Raw genomic sequence first — 13,134 nt, 5'->3', positions numbered from 1 at the left:
TAGGTACGACTTTCGATCGGGAACTCCTTCATCAGGGCTTCGATGTCGAAGGTCCCCGGCTTGCTGACCATACCGTCGACCTTGACCGTCCATGGCAGGGGCTTGAAATCACCGGAAAGGGCTGACGGGTCCCCCTTGTCGAGACCGAATTCATAGAAATTGTTATAGGTCGTGATGTCCTTCAGCGGCGTCGCCTTCTCATCGACCTTGTACTTGCTCTCGACGGCGGAAAGCGCCGCAGCGCTCGCCTGTCCGGCGCCGTAGAGCGCCATGGCGCCAAGCGTTGCTGCTCCGAGGAATTCGCGACGGCGCAGATAAATCTGGCGCGGTGTGATCTCCGAAGATGGGATCTTAGGCGGACGGTAGGCTGGCATTTCGAAATCCTCCTGGGCGGGGGCGGCCCGATATCTTAATAAACGCATCAGCAGCGTTTCAGACTAATGTGTAGGCCTTGAAGATCACTTTCGTGAAGCCAATTTTTTGTGTTTGGTTGTGATGGAATAGCCTGTAACAAAAGGCTGCGCTTCATCGTATATGCTCGATGGCGCAAATGAGTGGCGTACCGGATTTGCCCCTGCCGGTAGTGACAGCCCCGGCCGATTGGAATAGGACAGTTCCAAAAAGCAGCGATCGCCCGGTTCCGCAAGCCTTTTGCCGCCCGCATCGCTCGCATTATTCCGCTAGATCGAGGAAGACGCCGATGCCCGCATATCGTTCCAGAACCACGACCCACGGCCGCAACATGGCGGGCGCGCGCGGCCTTTGGCGCGCGACGGGCATGAAGGATTCGGATTTCGGCAAGCCGATCATCGCGGTGGTGAACTCCTTCACGCAGTTCGTGCCGGGACACGTGCACCTCAAGGATCTCGGCCAGCTCGTCGCCCGCGAGATCGAAGCGGCTGGCGGCGTCGCCAAGGAGTTCAACACGATCGCCGTCGACGACGGTATCGCCATGGGCCATGACGGCATGCTCTATTCGCTGCCGTCGCGCGAACTGATCGCCGACAGCGTCGAATACATGGTCAACGCCCATTGCGCCGATGCCATGGTCTGCATTTCCAATTGCGACAAGATCACCCCCGGCATGCTGATGGCATCGCTGCGTCTCAACATTCCGACCGTCTTCGTTTCCGGTGGTCCGATGGAAGCCGGCAAGGTCGTGCTGCAGGGCAAGAAGGTGGCGCTCGATCTCGTCGATGCCATGGTCGCCGCGGCCGACGACAAGATCAGCGACGAGGATGTCCAGATCATCGAACGCTCGGCCTGTCCGACCTGCGGCTCGTGCTCCGGCATGTTCACCGCCAACTCCATGAACTGCCTGACCGAGGCGCTCGGCCTGTCGCTGCCCGGCAACGGCTCCACGCTCGCAACCCATGCGGACCGTAAGCGCCTCTTTGTCGAAGCCGGTCATCTCATTGTCGATCTCGCCCGCCGTTATTACGAGCAGGAGGATGACAAGGTCCTGCCGCGCAATGTCGCTTCCAAGCAGGCCTTCGAAAACGCGATGACGCTCGATATCGCCATGGGCGGCTCCACCAATACCGTGCTGCACATCCTTGCGGCCGCTCATGAAGGCGAGATCGATTTCACGATGGATGATATCGACGCGCTGTCGCGCCGTGTGCCGTGCCTTTCCAAGGTCGCCCCGGCCAAGAGCGACGTTCACATGGAAGACGTTCATCGCGCCGGCGGCATCATGTCGATCCTTGGCGAACTTGATAAAGGCGGGCTTCTGAACCGCGATTGCCCGACCGTTCATACCGAAACGCTGGGCGATGCCATCGACCGCTGGGATATCACCCGCACCAACAGCGAGACGGTCCGCGACTTCTATCGCGCTGCACCCGGCGGCGTGCCGACGCAGGTCGCCTTCAGCCAGAGCGCCCGCTGGGAAGAGCTCGATACCGACCGCGAAAACGGTGTCATCCGCTCGGTCGAACATCCGTTCTCGAAGGATGGCGGCCTGGCCGTGCTCAGAGGCAACCTCGCGCTCGACGGCTGCATCGTCAAGACGGCGGGCGTCGATGAATCGATCCTGAAATTCTCCGGCCCGGCCAAGGTCTTCGAAAGCCAGGACTCGGCCGTGAAGGGCATTCTCAGCAACGAGGTGGTGGCAGGCGACGTCGTCGTCATCCGCTACGAAGGCCCGAAGGGCGGCCCCGGCATGCAGGAAATGCTCTATCCGACCAGCTATCTGAAATCCAAGGGCCTCGGCAAGGCCTGCGCGCTGATCACCGACGGCCGCTTCTCGGGCGGTACGTCGGGCCTCTCGATCGGCCACGTTTCGCCGGAAGCGGCAAACGGCGGCACGATTGGCCTCGTGCGCCCGGGCGATATGATCGATATCGACATCCCCAACCGCACGATCAGCCTGCGCATCAGCGACGCCGAACTTGCGACCCGCCGTGCCGAGCAGGAGGAGAAGGGCTGGCATCCGGCCGAGCATCGCAAGCGCAATGTCACGACAGCGCTCAAGGCCTACGCGGCCTTCGCGACGAGCGCGGACCGCGGCGCGGTGCGCGACCTCGGCGGGCGTTGAGCGGATCGCCGATGCGCCGGCTGCCGCTCGGGACAACGGGAGGCAAATGATGTCTGATGACGAAGCCGCCATACGGGATGTGTTGGAAAGGTGGTTCGCCGCGAGCAAGCGCGGCGACACGGCCACGGTTCTCAGCCTGATGACCGATGACGTCGTGTTTATGGTGCCCGGCCGCAAGCCTTTCGGCCGAGAGGAGTTCGCGGCGTCGGCGGCACAAATGAGCGATGTCAAACTCGACGGTAGAAGCACGATCGAGGAGCTGAACGTGCTTGGCGACTGGGCCTATATGCGCAGCTTCATTGAGCTGACCATAACGTCACCTAGCGGACCGACGGTGCAGCGATCCGGTTATACGCTGACGATCTTCCGCAAGACCGATGACGGGCGATGGCTGCTCGCCCGAGACGCCAACCTAATGACCGCCGGCAATTGACCCGATGCGTTGAAGTGGCTTCCGGTCAGATCAAAGCGGCCGGTTGATGTTCTTGTAGGTCTCGCCGAATTGCTTCATCCGCTCGTCATAGGCGGCCTTGATGCAGGCGGCGTCCGCCTCGCATTCCTCGCGCTTCTTGAGCCACGCTGTCTGTTCGTCCTGTAGGGTGCCTCGCGCGCCCATGGCCAACAGGCCCGAAAGCAGATCGAAGGTCGTTGCCATCCTGACGTCGGCGTCGTTCAGCGCCCGGTTCGCGCAGATGACCTTTTCGTCAGGCTTCAGTTCCTTCGCGTCGCAATCGAAGCTGGCGGCCCAACCGGTCCCGGCGTTCCAGCCCGACAGAGAGAAAACAAGTATGGCGAAGGCGAGGGGAGGTCTCATCAAGTTTTCCTGTTTCGCAAGGCAGGGGCGGCACCTCAAAGGAACGCCTGCGCCAGAAAGATGATGCAGCAGGCCCAGACGGCAAGGATGAAAACGAGCCCTGTGCGGCTTGTCGGGCGGCTGGCGCGCGATGCGGCCTCTGCCCGGAGTTCGGCCATGACCTGCCGCGGGACGAGCTTGACGGCAAGCAGAATGCCGAGCGGCACGATGATGAGATCGTCGAGATAGCCGAGGACGGGGATGAAATCGGGGATCAGGTCGACGGGCGAAAGCGCATAGGCCGCCACTGCGCCGGCCATCACCTTGGCGTACCAAGGAACGCGCCGATCGCGGGCGGCGAGCCACAAAGCGACGATGTCACGCTTCAGTGACTTCGCCCATATTTTAGCTTTCGATATCAGCTCCATGCCGTGCTTTCCTGATTCAACGTTGCAGGTCCCTCAAGTGCTTTCAAGGCCGCCTCATTCTTCCATCCTTCCGCCCTCTTTCCTTTCTAGCGTCCGGCGCTACAACACATTCTCAATACCAATTTCAGAAGGGATTCCAATGCAAGGCCTGTTGAAACCCGCTTTCATTTCGCTCGTTGCGCTGGTCGTCGCTTTGCCGCTCGGCGCATACGCGCAAGACGCCAGGGCGGTGCCGCAGAGCCGGACGGAAATGCAGCTTTCCTTTGCGCCACTCGTTAAGCAGACGGCAGGGGCGGTGGTGAATGTCTACGCGGAAAAGACGGTGCAGCGTCAGTCCCCCTTTGCGGGCGATCCGTTCTTTGAACAGTTCTTTGGCCAGCAGATGCCGAACCGCACGGAGAAGCAATCCTCGCTGGGCTCCGGCGTCATCGTCGAGGCCAACGGCACGGTGGTGACGAACAACCACGTCATCGAGGGTGCGGACGATATCAAGGTGGCGCTGTCGGACGGGCGCGAGTTCCCGTGCAAGGTCATCCTGCGTGATGACCGGGTCGATCTGGCGGTGCTGAAGATCGAGACGAAGGCGAATTTCCCCACGCTTGCAATCGGCAATTCCGATGCCGTCGAGGTTGGCGACCTGGTGCTTGCGATCGGCAACCCCTTCGGTGTCGGCCAGACGGTGACATCAGGCATCGTTTCCGCGCTTGCGCGCAATCAGGTTGTCAAGAACGAGTTCGGCTTCTTCATCCAGACAGACGCCTCCATCAACCCAGGCAATTCGGGCGGCGCGCTGATGAACATGAAAGGCGAACTGATCGGCATCAATACCGCGATCTTTTCGCGCGGCGGCGGGTCGAACGGTATCGGCTTCGCGATCCCCGCCAATCTCGTGAAGGTGTTCCTGACATCGGCCGATGCGGGTGCGAAGTCGTTCGAGCGTCCTTATGTCGGCGCCACGTTCGATGCGGTGACCTCCGAAGTTGCGGAGGCCCTCGGTCTCGACAAGGCCCGCGGCGCGCTGGTCGTCAAGGTGACAGAGGGCGGGCCTGCCGCCAAGGCCGGCATCAAGGCAGGCGAGATCATAACCGCGGTGAACGGCATTCCGGTCGAACACCCGGACGCGCTCCTCTATCGCCTGACGACCGCCGGGCTGGGAAGCGCTGTCAATCTGAGCGTGGTCGAGAACGGCGGCGAACAGCAGCTCCCACTGACGCTTGAGCGGGCGCCGGAAACCTCGCCGCGCGATCAGCGGACGATCGGCGGGCGCACGCCCTTCACCGGCGCGGTCGTCGAGAACCTTTCGCCGAGGGTAGCCGACGAACTGCGCATGCCGACCGAATCGACCGGCGTCGTCATCGCGGAAGTGAAGGATGGCTCGCCCGCCGGCCGCCTGGGTTTCGAACCGAAGGATATCATCGTTTCGATCAACGGCTCGCCAGTGCAGACGACGCAGGTGCTGGAACAAATGGCTGACGCCGATCCAGGCTTCTGGCGGGTCGAGATTGAGCGTGACGGCCAGCGGATACGGCAGTTTTTCCGATGAGCAACGATCTCTTCGCACCGCGTATTCCTGAAGAGGTGGCCAACAGGCGGCCTCTCGCCGATCGGCTTCGGCCGCAGTCGCTCGCCGAGGTCACTGGCCAGGAACATCTGACGGGCGAAGATGGCGTGCTGCGCCGGATGATCGAGAGCGGTTCGCTCGGCTCCATGATCTTCTGGGGTCCGCCGGGCACCGGCAAGACGACGGTTGCCCGGCTGCTTTCCGGCGAAGCGGGTCTCGCCTTCGAACAGATCTCGGCAATCTTCTCCGGTGTCGCCGACCTCAAGAAGGTGTTCGAATCGGCGCGCCTGCGCCGTATGGACGGCCGCCAGACGCTGCTTTTCGTCGACGAGATCCACCGCTTCAACCGCGCCCAGCAGGACAGTTTTCTGCCGGTCATGGAAGACGGCACCGTCATCCTCGTGGGTGCAACGACCGAGAATCCGTCATTCGAGCTCAACGCCGCTCTTCTTTCCCGCGCCCGCGTCCTGACCTTCAAACCGCTCGATGAAGAAAGCATGGAAGTGCTGTTGAAGCGCGCCGAGACGATCGAGCACAAAGCCCTGCCATTGGCGGATGATGCGCGGGCGAGCCTCCTGCGCATGGCAGATGGCGATGGCCGCGCCGTGCTGACGCTTGCCGAAGAGGTCTGGCGGGCCGCCCGTCACGGCGAGACCTTTGACACGGAGGCTCTGACGCGCATCGTGCAGCGCCGCGCGCCGGTCTATGACAAGGCGCAGGACGGCCATTACAATCTGATATCGGCATTGCATAAGTCGGTGCGCGGCTCCGATCCGGATGCGGCACTCTATTATCTCGCCCGCATGTTCGACGCCGGCGAGGATCCGCTCTATCTCGGGCGGCGGCTGGTGCGCATGGCGGTGGAGGATATCGGCCTTGCCGATCCGCAGGCGCTGGTGATCTGCAATGCGGCCAAGGACGCCTATGACTACCTCGGGTCACCGGAGGGTGAATTGGCGCTGGCGGAGGCTTGCGTCTATCTGGCGACCGCCCCGAAATCCAATGCCGTCTATACGGCGTTCAAGGCCGCGACGCAGGCTGCCAAGCAGTACGGCTCGCTGCTGCCGCCGAAGCACATCCTGAACGCACCGACCAAGCTGATGAAGGGCGAAGGCTACGGCGAAGGCTATCGCTACGACCATGACGAGCCGGACGCCTTTTCGGGGCAGGACTATTTTCCGGAGAAGATGGGCCGGCAGACCTTTTACGATCCTCCGGAGCGCGGCTTCGAGCGGGATATCCGCAAGCGCCTGGAATACTGGGCGAAGCTGAGAAAAGAGCGCAGTCCACGTTAATCGCCGCTCTCTAGGCCCGCTTCTGGCCGGCCGATCCGCCGATCATCTTCACCGAGGATTCGGCAAGGCCGTGATGGCCTTCCATATCGACGACCAGATGCCAATGACCGCTGTCCGGGATGGTTAGCCTGACGGGCGATTTCTTGGCGACGCCTCCGACGTATTTGAAGTCAAGTACCTCGGTAAAGCGCTGATAGTTCGGCGCTGTCATCAGCCGTACATTGTTGACCGCGCTCAGCGTCACCTCGATGACGGTTCCGGCGCGCTGCTCCTTGAGGTCAAAGTGGGTAAAGCGAAAGTTCGGTTTCGGCATCGGTCTCGGTAGCGGAGTGTCTGGACCATCGATCTTAACGGATGCCGGTTAAGGAAGAGTTGGCTACGAGAGATCGTAACGCGTCAGGTGCTCCCGCTGTGGGATAGCAGGAGCACCGTAAATCAATCAATGCATTCGGGGTTCTGGTGTGCTGAGCAGCGCAGAGTCTGGCACGAGGCCGTCCGCGCGGCAGATATCGGCCGGGTTGTGATTGCACTCAGCCGCAGCAAAATGAAGGGCGGCGGACTCATTGATGAAGAGACCGCCGACCAGCCCGTCGCGGTCTGCGACGATCCACTGACCGCGCCTGTTTCTGCCAATCGTGAAGCGGGCAGGCGCGGTGTTGCGTTGGAGTGGATCGGCGGACGCGCCGGAAGAAAGACGTGACATCGATTTTTCCTTTCGAGGTTTTCAACGTGCCGGCGATTCCTGCCGGCGAAGTCACGGTGCTGAAGTTAAGGTCTGCCCGGTAAGCGTTCCATGCGGCACTATCGGCAGAAATATCAAAATCTCATAGGGATAGCGGTGGCCGCTTGCCGCCCGAGAAAGGGCTCGAGAGCGGCCGTGATGGCAGCCTCCGTTTCGCGATCTGCTCGTACGAGCGGCAGCCGCATCTCGTCATCGACACCGCGCAGGAGACGGAGCGCCAGCTTTATGCAAACGGGATCCCGGTCGGCTCCCACCACCTTGAGGAGCGGCATCAGGCGATCGAGGATCGCGAGCGCTCCCGCGAGGTTTCCGCCCTGCGCGGACTGCTGCATGGAGGAGAACAGGCGCGGAAGGATATTCGCTCCCGGTGAGATCAGCCCGTCGCCGCCCTGAGCGGCGAAGGCGGATGCCGTCAGGTCGTTGCCGGTGAACCAGCGGAAACGTGCAAGATGGGCAGTCGGGATTGCCGCCAAGCGGCGGACATCGCCTGCTGCGTCGCAAATGCCGTGGATCGGGGGAATATCCGCCAACTTCTCCAGCACAACCTCCGAAAGATCGCTCGCCGTGCGCGTCGGGTCGGTTTCGACGATCAACGGCAGCGGCGACGCGCGGCCGAGCTGTTCGAAGTGATGCACGATGCCCTTCGGCCCCGGCTTCGAATAGTAGGGCACCGTCACCAGGGCAGCCGATGCGCCGAGATCAGCGGCTCTCTGCGTGAACTCGATCGTGGCCGCGGTACAGTTCGTGCCGGTGGCCGCGATCACCGGTATGCGGCCCGCGGCGGCCTGAACGGCCGTCGAAACGACGATGTTGCGTTCGTCCGGTGCAAGGGCCGGGCCTTCACCGGTAACGGTGCAGACCGCGATGCCGGCAATGCCGTTGGCAATCTGCCATTCGACAAGTGCGCGCAGCAGTTCCCGGTCGACGGCACCGTTACGGAAGGGGGTGATCATCGCGGCGATCGCGCCGCGAACTCGAAGCGCATTCGGGTGTGTCACGAAAGATGCCAGATATTGCCGAAGACGATGTAGAGCTCGACGCAGGCGAGCACGATTCCGAAGACCATCAGGATCTGCGCCGTGCGCCGTTCGCGCATTTGGCGCACCGCAGTCTTGCGGCGCGTCGGCATAAAGGGGTGAGGCGGAAACATGATACGTCGCATGGCATTACCTCTGCATGGATGGCAAAGGCTACTGCCGCTGCGGATAGGAAATCCATTCGCGCTCAAGGCTGAGAATATAGGAATATCATAAAGACGCGTGAGGTCGACGGTTCTCGCGATCCAGCTGGGAGACTAGCGCGAAAACCGTCTCGGAGACCGGTGTCGGCACCGAGCCGAGCCGCCCCAGCACAACGACCATGCCGGTGAGCGGCACGATTTCGAGAGACTTTCCGGCCAGCAGATCCTGAAGCATCGAGGTGCGCACCGGGCCGATGTCCCGAGATTGTTCGAGCCGCTGTTCGACGGTGCTACCGAAACGGGCGCCGAGCGCGGTGCCGACGGCGCGCACTTCGTTCATCACCTTGCCGACGGTATTGGAGAGCGCCGGATCGGCCATAATGTCGCGCATCAACGCCCGTGTCAGCGCGCTGATCGGATTGAAGGCGGCATTGCCGGTGAGCTTGTTCCAGATTTCGTCGCGGATGCGCGGGGTGGTCGTGACGCTGAGGCCCGCCCGGGAAAAGAGCGCAGCGATCGATTCCAGATCGGCGGTGGCTTCTCCGGACGGTTCACCGAGAACGAAGCGGCCATTGTTCGACAGCTTGATTTCGCCGGGATTGATCACTTCCGCGCCCTGATAGGCGACGCAGCCGATGACGCGGTCCGGACCGATCAGCCGCCAGAGGTGGCCGCCGGGATCGAGCTCCTCGAACTGCAGTCCGGCATGCGGGCTTTGTGTATCGCCATGGAAGTACCACCAGGGAATGCCGTTGAGGATCATCACGACTCGCGTGCCTTGCTTCAGCAGTTTGGCGATACCTTCGGCGGCCGGGCCGAGCTGATGCCCCTTGAGACCGGTGACGATCAAGTCCTGCGGCGGAAGCGAGGATGGGTCTTCCGTCGCGACGATGCGCGCATTGACCGGCGTCTCGGATCCGGCCTCGAAAAGGTTGAGGCCTTTTTCCTTGATCGCATCGAGATGGGCGCCGCGCGCCACCACGGAAACCGTTGCGTCCGCGCCGAGGCCAGCCGCGAGCTTCACCGCTATGGCGCCGCCGAGCGCGCCGGCACCATAGATGCAGATGGTCTTGAAGGTCATGCAGGTAGGCTCCACGATAATTGCTTTCGCGGTAGACTTAAGCCCTCCGGCCGGGATGGCGAGTGAATTTTCGGTTACCGGCCCGATTTGGTTCGGAGATCAATGAGACGTGGCGCCGCCGGTCAAAAGCTCGTTGCGGCGCAGTTCATCGATTGCGGCGACGGCGTCTTCGGGAGTCCATCCGGCGCGGACCGCTGCGGCGATCATCTGCACCTCGACCTCCTGCTCAAGAGCCAGAAACAGCGGCTCCAGGGCTTCCTGGGCCGTGAGGATATGCTCGCGTGGCGAGGCAATATGCTGGCGTGTGGCTGACAAAGCCATTTCGGCAGTTCTCCTCTTTTGATGGCACAAGAATAAAACAACCTTCGAAGCGGGAAAAGAGTTCCGGAGGGAATTTCATAAAGCGTCATCTTGTTCTTTCGCCCCGCCTCTGCCTTGTTGCGCGCTTAGCCTGATGCTCCGATTCGGTTTGCCGCACGAGGGGCGGGGACAAAGATGCCATCAAAGGAGAAGATGATGACGGACGCCAAGAGCGGGATTTCGGGATTGCGGCCGCGGATCACTGTGATCGGCGTAGGCGGCGGCGGCGGAAATGCGATCAACAACATGATCAACGAGAGTCTGGAAGGCGTGGATTTCATCGCCGCCAACACGGATGCCCAGGTGCTGGCGACATCCAAGGCGTCGCGCCGCATCCAGCTCGGCACGCATGTGACCGAGGGACTGGGTGCCGGGTCGCTGCCGGAAGTCGGACGTGCGGCGGCCGAAGAATCGATCGACGAGATCATGGATCACCTGGCAGGTTCGCATATGTGCTTCGTCACCGCCGGCATGGGCGGCGGCACGGGGACGGGCGCAGCACCCGTGATCGCGCATGCCGCGCGCTCCGCCGGCATCCTGACGGTGGGCGTCGTGACCAAGCCGTTCACCTTCGAGGGCAACCGGCGCATGAGGACGGCCGAGGTCGGCATCGAAGCGTTGCGGCAGGCAGCCGATACCGTCATCGTCATTCCGAACCAGAATCTTTTCCGCATCGCCGATGCAAAGACCACCTTTGCCGACGCCTTCATGACGGCAGACCGCGTGCTTTTTGCCGGTGTCGGTTGCATCACCGACCTGATCGTCAAGGAAGGCCTGATCAATCTCGACTTCGCCGACGTCAAGTCGGTAATGCGCGGCATGGGCCGGGCGATGATGGGAACGGGCGAGGCCGCCGGCGACGAGCGCGCCCTCAAGGCCGCGGAAGCCGCGATCGCCAATCCCTTGCTCGACGACATCTCGATGAAGGGCGCCAGGGGCGTGCTGATCTCGATCTCCGGCGGTTCGGACATGACGCTCTTCGAAGTGGACGAGGCCGCGAGCCGCATCCGCGACGAGGTACAGGATGATGCCGATATCGTGGTCGGTGCCATCTTCGACCGGAATCTCGACGGCATGTTCCGCGTGTCCGTGGTCGCAACAGGTCTCGACAGCGTGGTCGCGACCACAGGAATACCGGGCGTCGGCGCGCAGGAAATGGCCACGCGCACGCTGCAGTAAGGCTGCGGCAATCAAAACGGCATTGCGCTCCGCCTGGGGCTTTTCCGCAGGCGGAGCGATATCATGGGAGCCGCTGCTCAGGCAGTGGCTTCTTTCGCGAAGTCCGTCGAGACGGCGAGTTCGCGCCATTCGGCAAGTTCCTTGGCAACGCTGGCATTCTGTTCCTCGATCACCGCGACCGTATCGCTGCCGAAGGGCATGCGAAGCGGCGGGTTCGGCGCGTTCGCAAGAGTGATGATGCCGGCTGCGAGCTTTGCCGGGTCGCCGGGCTGGGCATGGTTCGCATCGCTGGCGAAATCGCGCATGTTGCCGGCCGGCGTTCCGACGTAATCCGGGATCGAGGCGGGGCTGACCGACAGCGAGTTGTCGGCCAGGAAGTCGGTGCGGAAGAAGCCTGGCTCGACGATCGTCACCTTGATCCCGAATGGCTCGAGTTCGGCGGCCAGCGATTCCGAGAGGCCCTCGACCGCGAACTTGGTCGATCCATAGACGCCCCAGCCGGGGTAGCCGAAATAGCCTCCGATCGAAGAGAAGTTGAGGATATGCCCCGAACGCTGGCGGCGCATATAGGGCAGGACCGCGCGGGTGATCTTCAGAAGGCCGAAGACATTGGTGGCGTAGAGCTTCTCGATCTCCTCGGCAGTGGCTTCCTCAACGGCGCCGAGGAGACCGTAACCGGCGTTGTTGGCGAGGGCGTCGATGCGCCCGAAGCGTTCGACGGCCTTGGCGGCGGCCTCCTTCGCTTGTCCCTCGTTGGTGACGTCAAGCGCGACGGCGAGAAGATTCGGATGGTCGCCGAACTGTTCGGTCACAGTCTTGGGGTTGCGAGCGGTTGCGACGACGGCGTCGCCGGCTGCAAGGGCTTCCTTGGTCATCAGCGCGCCGAAGCCGCGGGATGCACCAGTAATGAACCAGACTTTCATGACACGTTCCTTTCAACTCTCTGAGGTTGTTGACGTCCGCATCTCCCTGCTGGCGAAGAGAATTTGACCGAAAACTCGCTGCTGTATAAGATTTGTTATTATCGAAACTATAATGAGCAAGATTCAGTAATGCGCGCCACCGATCTTTCCGAGCTTGCCGCCTTCGCCGCCGTCGCCCGGCACAGGAGTTTCCGGAAGGCGGGCGAGGAACGCGGCGTGACGGCTTCCGCCGTCAGCCATGCGGTCCTCAACCTTGAAGACCGAATAGGCATCCGGCTCTTGAACCGGACGACGCGCAGCGTCTCGCTGACCGAGGCGGGCGAACTTCTGAAATCGCATCTCGATCCGGCCTTCGGCGAGATCACCACGGCCCTCGATGCATTGAACCGGTTTCGCGACACACCCTTCGGCAAGGTTCGGATCAACGTGCCGAATTCGATCGCGCCTTTCGTGATCGGGCGGGTGATCGGGCCGTTGCTCGAAAAGAACCCGAACCTGCAGCTCGAAATCAGCGCTACCGACCGCCTGGTCGATATCGTCGAGGAAGGTTTCGACGGCGGCATAAGGTTCGGCGAGCGCGTGACCGAGGGCATGATCGCATTGCGCATCAAGCCGCAGTTGCGCCTTGTCGTCGTCGGCTCGCCCACCTATTTCGAGCGGCATCCGAAGCCGGTCACGCCCCACGATCTAAAGCGCCATCTCTGCATCCAGAACATGTTTCCCTCCGGCGCACGCTACCCATGGGATTTCGAGAAGGACGGGCAGGGGATCACATTCCACCCGACCGGGCCGCTCTCGCTCGACGACCACGAACTGATGACGCAGGCAGCGCTTGGCGGAGTAGCGCTCGCCTATGTCTGGGAAAACCGCGTGGAGAAGATGGTGGCAGCCGGCGATCTGATCCAGGTGCTCGACGACTGGTGCCAGCCGGAGGAGCCGCTTTACCTCTATTACCCCAGCCGCCGCCATATGTCGGCCGGCTTCCGTGCGCTGATCGAGACGTTGAAAGCGGAGTAGGATCAACGGCCCGGCGGGTGGTGAAGACCTGCGCGA

Annotated in this window: 15 protein-coding genes and 1 pseudogene; 6 read left to right on the top strand and 10 right to left on the bottom strand. The window is 62.2% G+C overall.

The features are described 5' to 3' along the window. Positions 1–374: pseudogene (locus tag ACPYOI_RS23145) on the bottom strand (protein-methionine-sulfoxide reductase catalytic subunit MsrP); the annotation flags it as partial. A gap of 326 nt (positions 375–700) precedes the next feature. Here ACPYOI_RS23145 and ilvD point away from each other — a divergent pair. Together ilvD and ACPYOI_RS23135 are read left to right on the top strand one after the other, a co-directional pair. Continuing rightward, complete coding sequence (gene ilvD / locus ACPYOI_RS23140; protein ID WP_481417343.1) at positions 701–2,539, top strand: dihydroxy-acid dehydratase; 1,839 nt, start codon at positions 701–703, stop codon at positions 2,537–2,539. Positions 2,540–2,588: 49 nt separating this feature from the next. Continuing rightward, positions 2,589–2,972, top strand: coding sequence for a YybH family protein (locus ACPYOI_RS23135; RefSeq protein ID WP_481417344.1), 384 nt, complete (start codon positions 2,589–2,591; stop codon positions 2,970–2,972). A 30-nt stretch (positions 2,973–3,002) separates the two neighbouring features. Here ACPYOI_RS23135 and ACPYOI_RS23130 read toward each other — a convergent pair whose 3' ends face one another. Both ACPYOI_RS23130 and ACPYOI_RS23125 read right to left on the bottom strand, forming a co-directional pair. After that, on the bottom strand, positions 3,003–3,353 hold the full coding sequence (locus tag ACPYOI_RS23130; protein WP_481417345.1) for a lysozyme inhibitor LprI family protein: 351 nt from the start codon (positions 3,351–3,353) through the stop codon (positions 3,003–3,005). Between the two features lie 35 nt (positions 3,354–3,388). Then, positions 3,389–3,760: a YkvA family protein gene (locus ACPYOI_RS23125; protein ID WP_481417346.1), complete on the bottom strand. Its 372-nt coding sequence runs from the start codon at positions 3,758–3,760 to the stop codon at positions 3,389–3,391. A 139-nt stretch (positions 3,761–3,899) separates the two neighbouring features. Here ACPYOI_RS23125 and ACPYOI_RS23120 point away from each other — a divergent pair, with 139 nt between their 5' ends. Both ACPYOI_RS23120 and ACPYOI_RS23115 read left to right on the top strand, forming a co-directional pair. Continuing rightward, positions 3,900–5,303 carry a DegQ family serine endoprotease gene (locus ACPYOI_RS23120; RefSeq protein ID WP_481417347.1) on the top strand — a complete coding sequence of 468 codons (1,404 nt, stop codon included), beginning with the start codon at positions 3,900–3,902 and terminating at the stop codon, positions 5,301–5,303. Beyond that, positions 5,300–6,616 carry a replication-associated recombination protein A gene (locus ACPYOI_RS23115; RefSeq protein ID WP_481417348.1) on the top strand — a complete coding sequence of 439 codons (1,317 nt, stop codon included), beginning with the start codon at positions 5,300–5,302 and terminating at the stop codon, positions 6,614–6,616. The genes ACPYOI_RS23120 and ACPYOI_RS23115 overlap by 4 nt, the downstream gene beginning before the upstream one ends. A 10-nt stretch (positions 6,617–6,626) precedes the next feature. Here the strand turns inward: ACPYOI_RS23115 and ACPYOI_RS23110 are convergent, their stop codons facing one another. The 6 genes from ACPYOI_RS23110 to ACPYOI_RS23085 form a co-directional block, all read right to left on the bottom strand. After that, positions 6,627–6,929, bottom strand: coding sequence for a DUF1883 domain-containing protein (locus ACPYOI_RS23110; RefSeq protein WP_481417349.1), 303 nt, complete (start codon positions 6,927–6,929; stop codon positions 6,627–6,629). 126 nt (positions 6,930–7,055) lie between these two features. Continuing rightward, on the bottom strand, positions 7,056–7,319 hold the full coding sequence (locus ACPYOI_RS23105) for a hypothetical protein (RefSeq protein WP_168829338.1): 264 nt from the start codon (positions 7,317–7,319) through the stop codon (positions 7,056–7,058). Between the two features lie 113 nt (positions 7,320–7,432). Then, positions 7,433–8,356, bottom strand: a complete 924-nt coding sequence (dapA, locus tag ACPYOI_RS23100) for a 4-hydroxy-tetrahydrodipicolinate synthase (protein WP_481417350.1) — start codon at positions 8,354–8,356, stop codon at positions 7,433–7,435. After that, positions 8,353–8,520, bottom strand: coding sequence for a hypothetical protein (locus ACPYOI_RS23095; protein WP_168828764.1), 168 nt, complete (start codon positions 8,518–8,520; stop codon positions 8,353–8,355). The genes dapA and ACPYOI_RS23095 overlap by 4 nt, the downstream gene beginning before the upstream one ends. 85 nt (positions 8,521–8,605) lie before the next feature. Next, positions 8,606–9,619: a ketopantoate reductase family protein gene (locus ACPYOI_RS23090; RefSeq protein ID WP_481423407.1), complete on the bottom strand. Its 1,014-nt coding sequence runs from the start codon at positions 9,617–9,619 to the stop codon at positions 8,606–8,608. A 99-nt stretch (positions 9,620–9,718) separates the two neighbouring features. Continuing rightward, complete coding sequence (locus tag ACPYOI_RS23085; protein WP_481417353.1) at positions 9,719–9,940, bottom strand: hypothetical protein; 222 nt, start codon at positions 9,938–9,940, stop codon at positions 9,719–9,721. Between the two features lie 195 nt (positions 9,941–10,135). Between ACPYOI_RS23085 and ftsZ the strand changes: the two genes are divergently transcribed. Next, entirely contained in the window at positions 10,136–11,158 is a 1,023-nt protein-coding gene (ftsZ, locus tag ACPYOI_RS23080) for a cell division protein FtsZ (protein WP_168829341.1), read from the top strand. A gap of 77 nt (positions 11,159–11,235) precedes the next feature. Here the strand turns inward: ftsZ and ACPYOI_RS23075 are convergent, their stop codons facing one another. After that, positions 11,236–12,081, bottom strand: coding sequence for an oxidoreductase (locus ACPYOI_RS23075; RefSeq protein WP_481417354.1), 846 nt, complete (start codon positions 12,079–12,081; stop codon positions 11,236–11,238). 129 nt (positions 12,082–12,210) lie between these two features. Here ACPYOI_RS23075 and ACPYOI_RS23070 point away from each other — a divergent pair, with 129 nt between their 5' ends. Beyond that, complete coding sequence (locus ACPYOI_RS23070; protein ID WP_481417355.1) at positions 12,211–13,098, top strand: LysR family transcriptional regulator; 888 nt, start codon at positions 12,211–12,213, stop codon at positions 13,096–13,098. The last annotated feature ends 36 nt before the right edge of the window (positions 13,099–13,134 follow it).

The sequence above is a fragment of the Rhizobium sp. SVR5-2C genome (genome assembly GCF_056755115.1).
The sequence above is the reverse complement of the archived record's forward strand: the minus strand, read 5'-3'. Positions and strand labels throughout refer to the sequence as shown.

Excerpts from the sequence above, each read along its gene's own strand:
- ilvD (WP_481417343.1), top strand. The coding sequence starts at position 701 with ATGCCCGCATATCGTTCCAGAACCACGACCCACGGCCGCAACATGGCG.
- ACPYOI_RS23135 (WP_481417344.1), top strand. The coding sequence starts at position 2,589 with ATGTCTGATGACGAAGCCGCCATACGGGATGTGTTGGAAAGGTGGTTC.
- ACPYOI_RS23130 (WP_481417345.1), bottom strand. The coding sequence starts at position 3,353 with ATGAGACCTCCCCTCGCCTTCGCCATACTTGTTTTCTCTCTGTCGGGC.
- ACPYOI_RS23125 (WP_481417346.1), bottom strand. The coding sequence starts at position 3,760 with ATGGAGCTGATATCGAAAGCTAAAATATGGGCGAAGTCACTGAAGCGT.
- ACPYOI_RS23120 (WP_481417347.1), top strand. The coding sequence starts at position 3,900 with ATGCAAGGCCTGTTGAAACCCGCTTTCATTTCGCTCGTTGCGCTGGTC.
- ACPYOI_RS23115 (WP_481417348.1), top strand. The coding sequence starts at position 5,300 with ATGAGCAACGATCTCTTCGCACCGCGTATTCCTGAAGAGGTGGCCAAC.
- ACPYOI_RS23110 (WP_481417349.1), bottom strand. The coding sequence starts at position 6,929 with ATGCCGAAACCGAACTTTCGCTTTACCCACTTTGACCTCAAGGAGCAG.
- ACPYOI_RS23105 (WP_168829338.1), bottom strand. The coding sequence starts at position 7,319 with ATGTCACGTCTTTCTTCCGGCGCGTCCGCCGATCCACTCCAACGCAAC.
- ACPYOI_RS23095 (WP_168828764.1), bottom strand. The coding sequence starts at position 8,520 with ATGCGACGTATCATGTTTCCGCCTCACCCCTTTATGCCGACGCGCCGC.
- ACPYOI_RS23090 (WP_481423407.1), bottom strand. The coding sequence starts at position 9,619 with ATGACCTTCAAGACCATCTGCATCTATGGTGCCGGCGCGCTCGGCGGC.
- ACPYOI_RS23085 (WP_481417353.1), bottom strand. The coding sequence starts at position 9,940 with ATGGCTTTGTCAGCCACACGCCAGCATATTGCCTCGCCACGCGAGCAT.
- ftsZ (WP_168829341.1), top strand. The coding sequence starts at position 10,136 with ATGACGGACGCCAAGAGCGGGATTTCGGGATTGCGGCCGCGGATCACT.
- ACPYOI_RS23075 (WP_481417354.1), bottom strand. The coding sequence starts at position 12,081 with ATGAAAGTCTGGTTCATTACTGGTGCATCCCGCGGCTTCGGCGCGCTG.
- ACPYOI_RS23070 (WP_481417355.1), top strand. The coding sequence starts at position 12,211 with ATGCGCGCCACCGATCTTTCCGAGCTTGCCGCCTTCGCCGCCGTCGCC.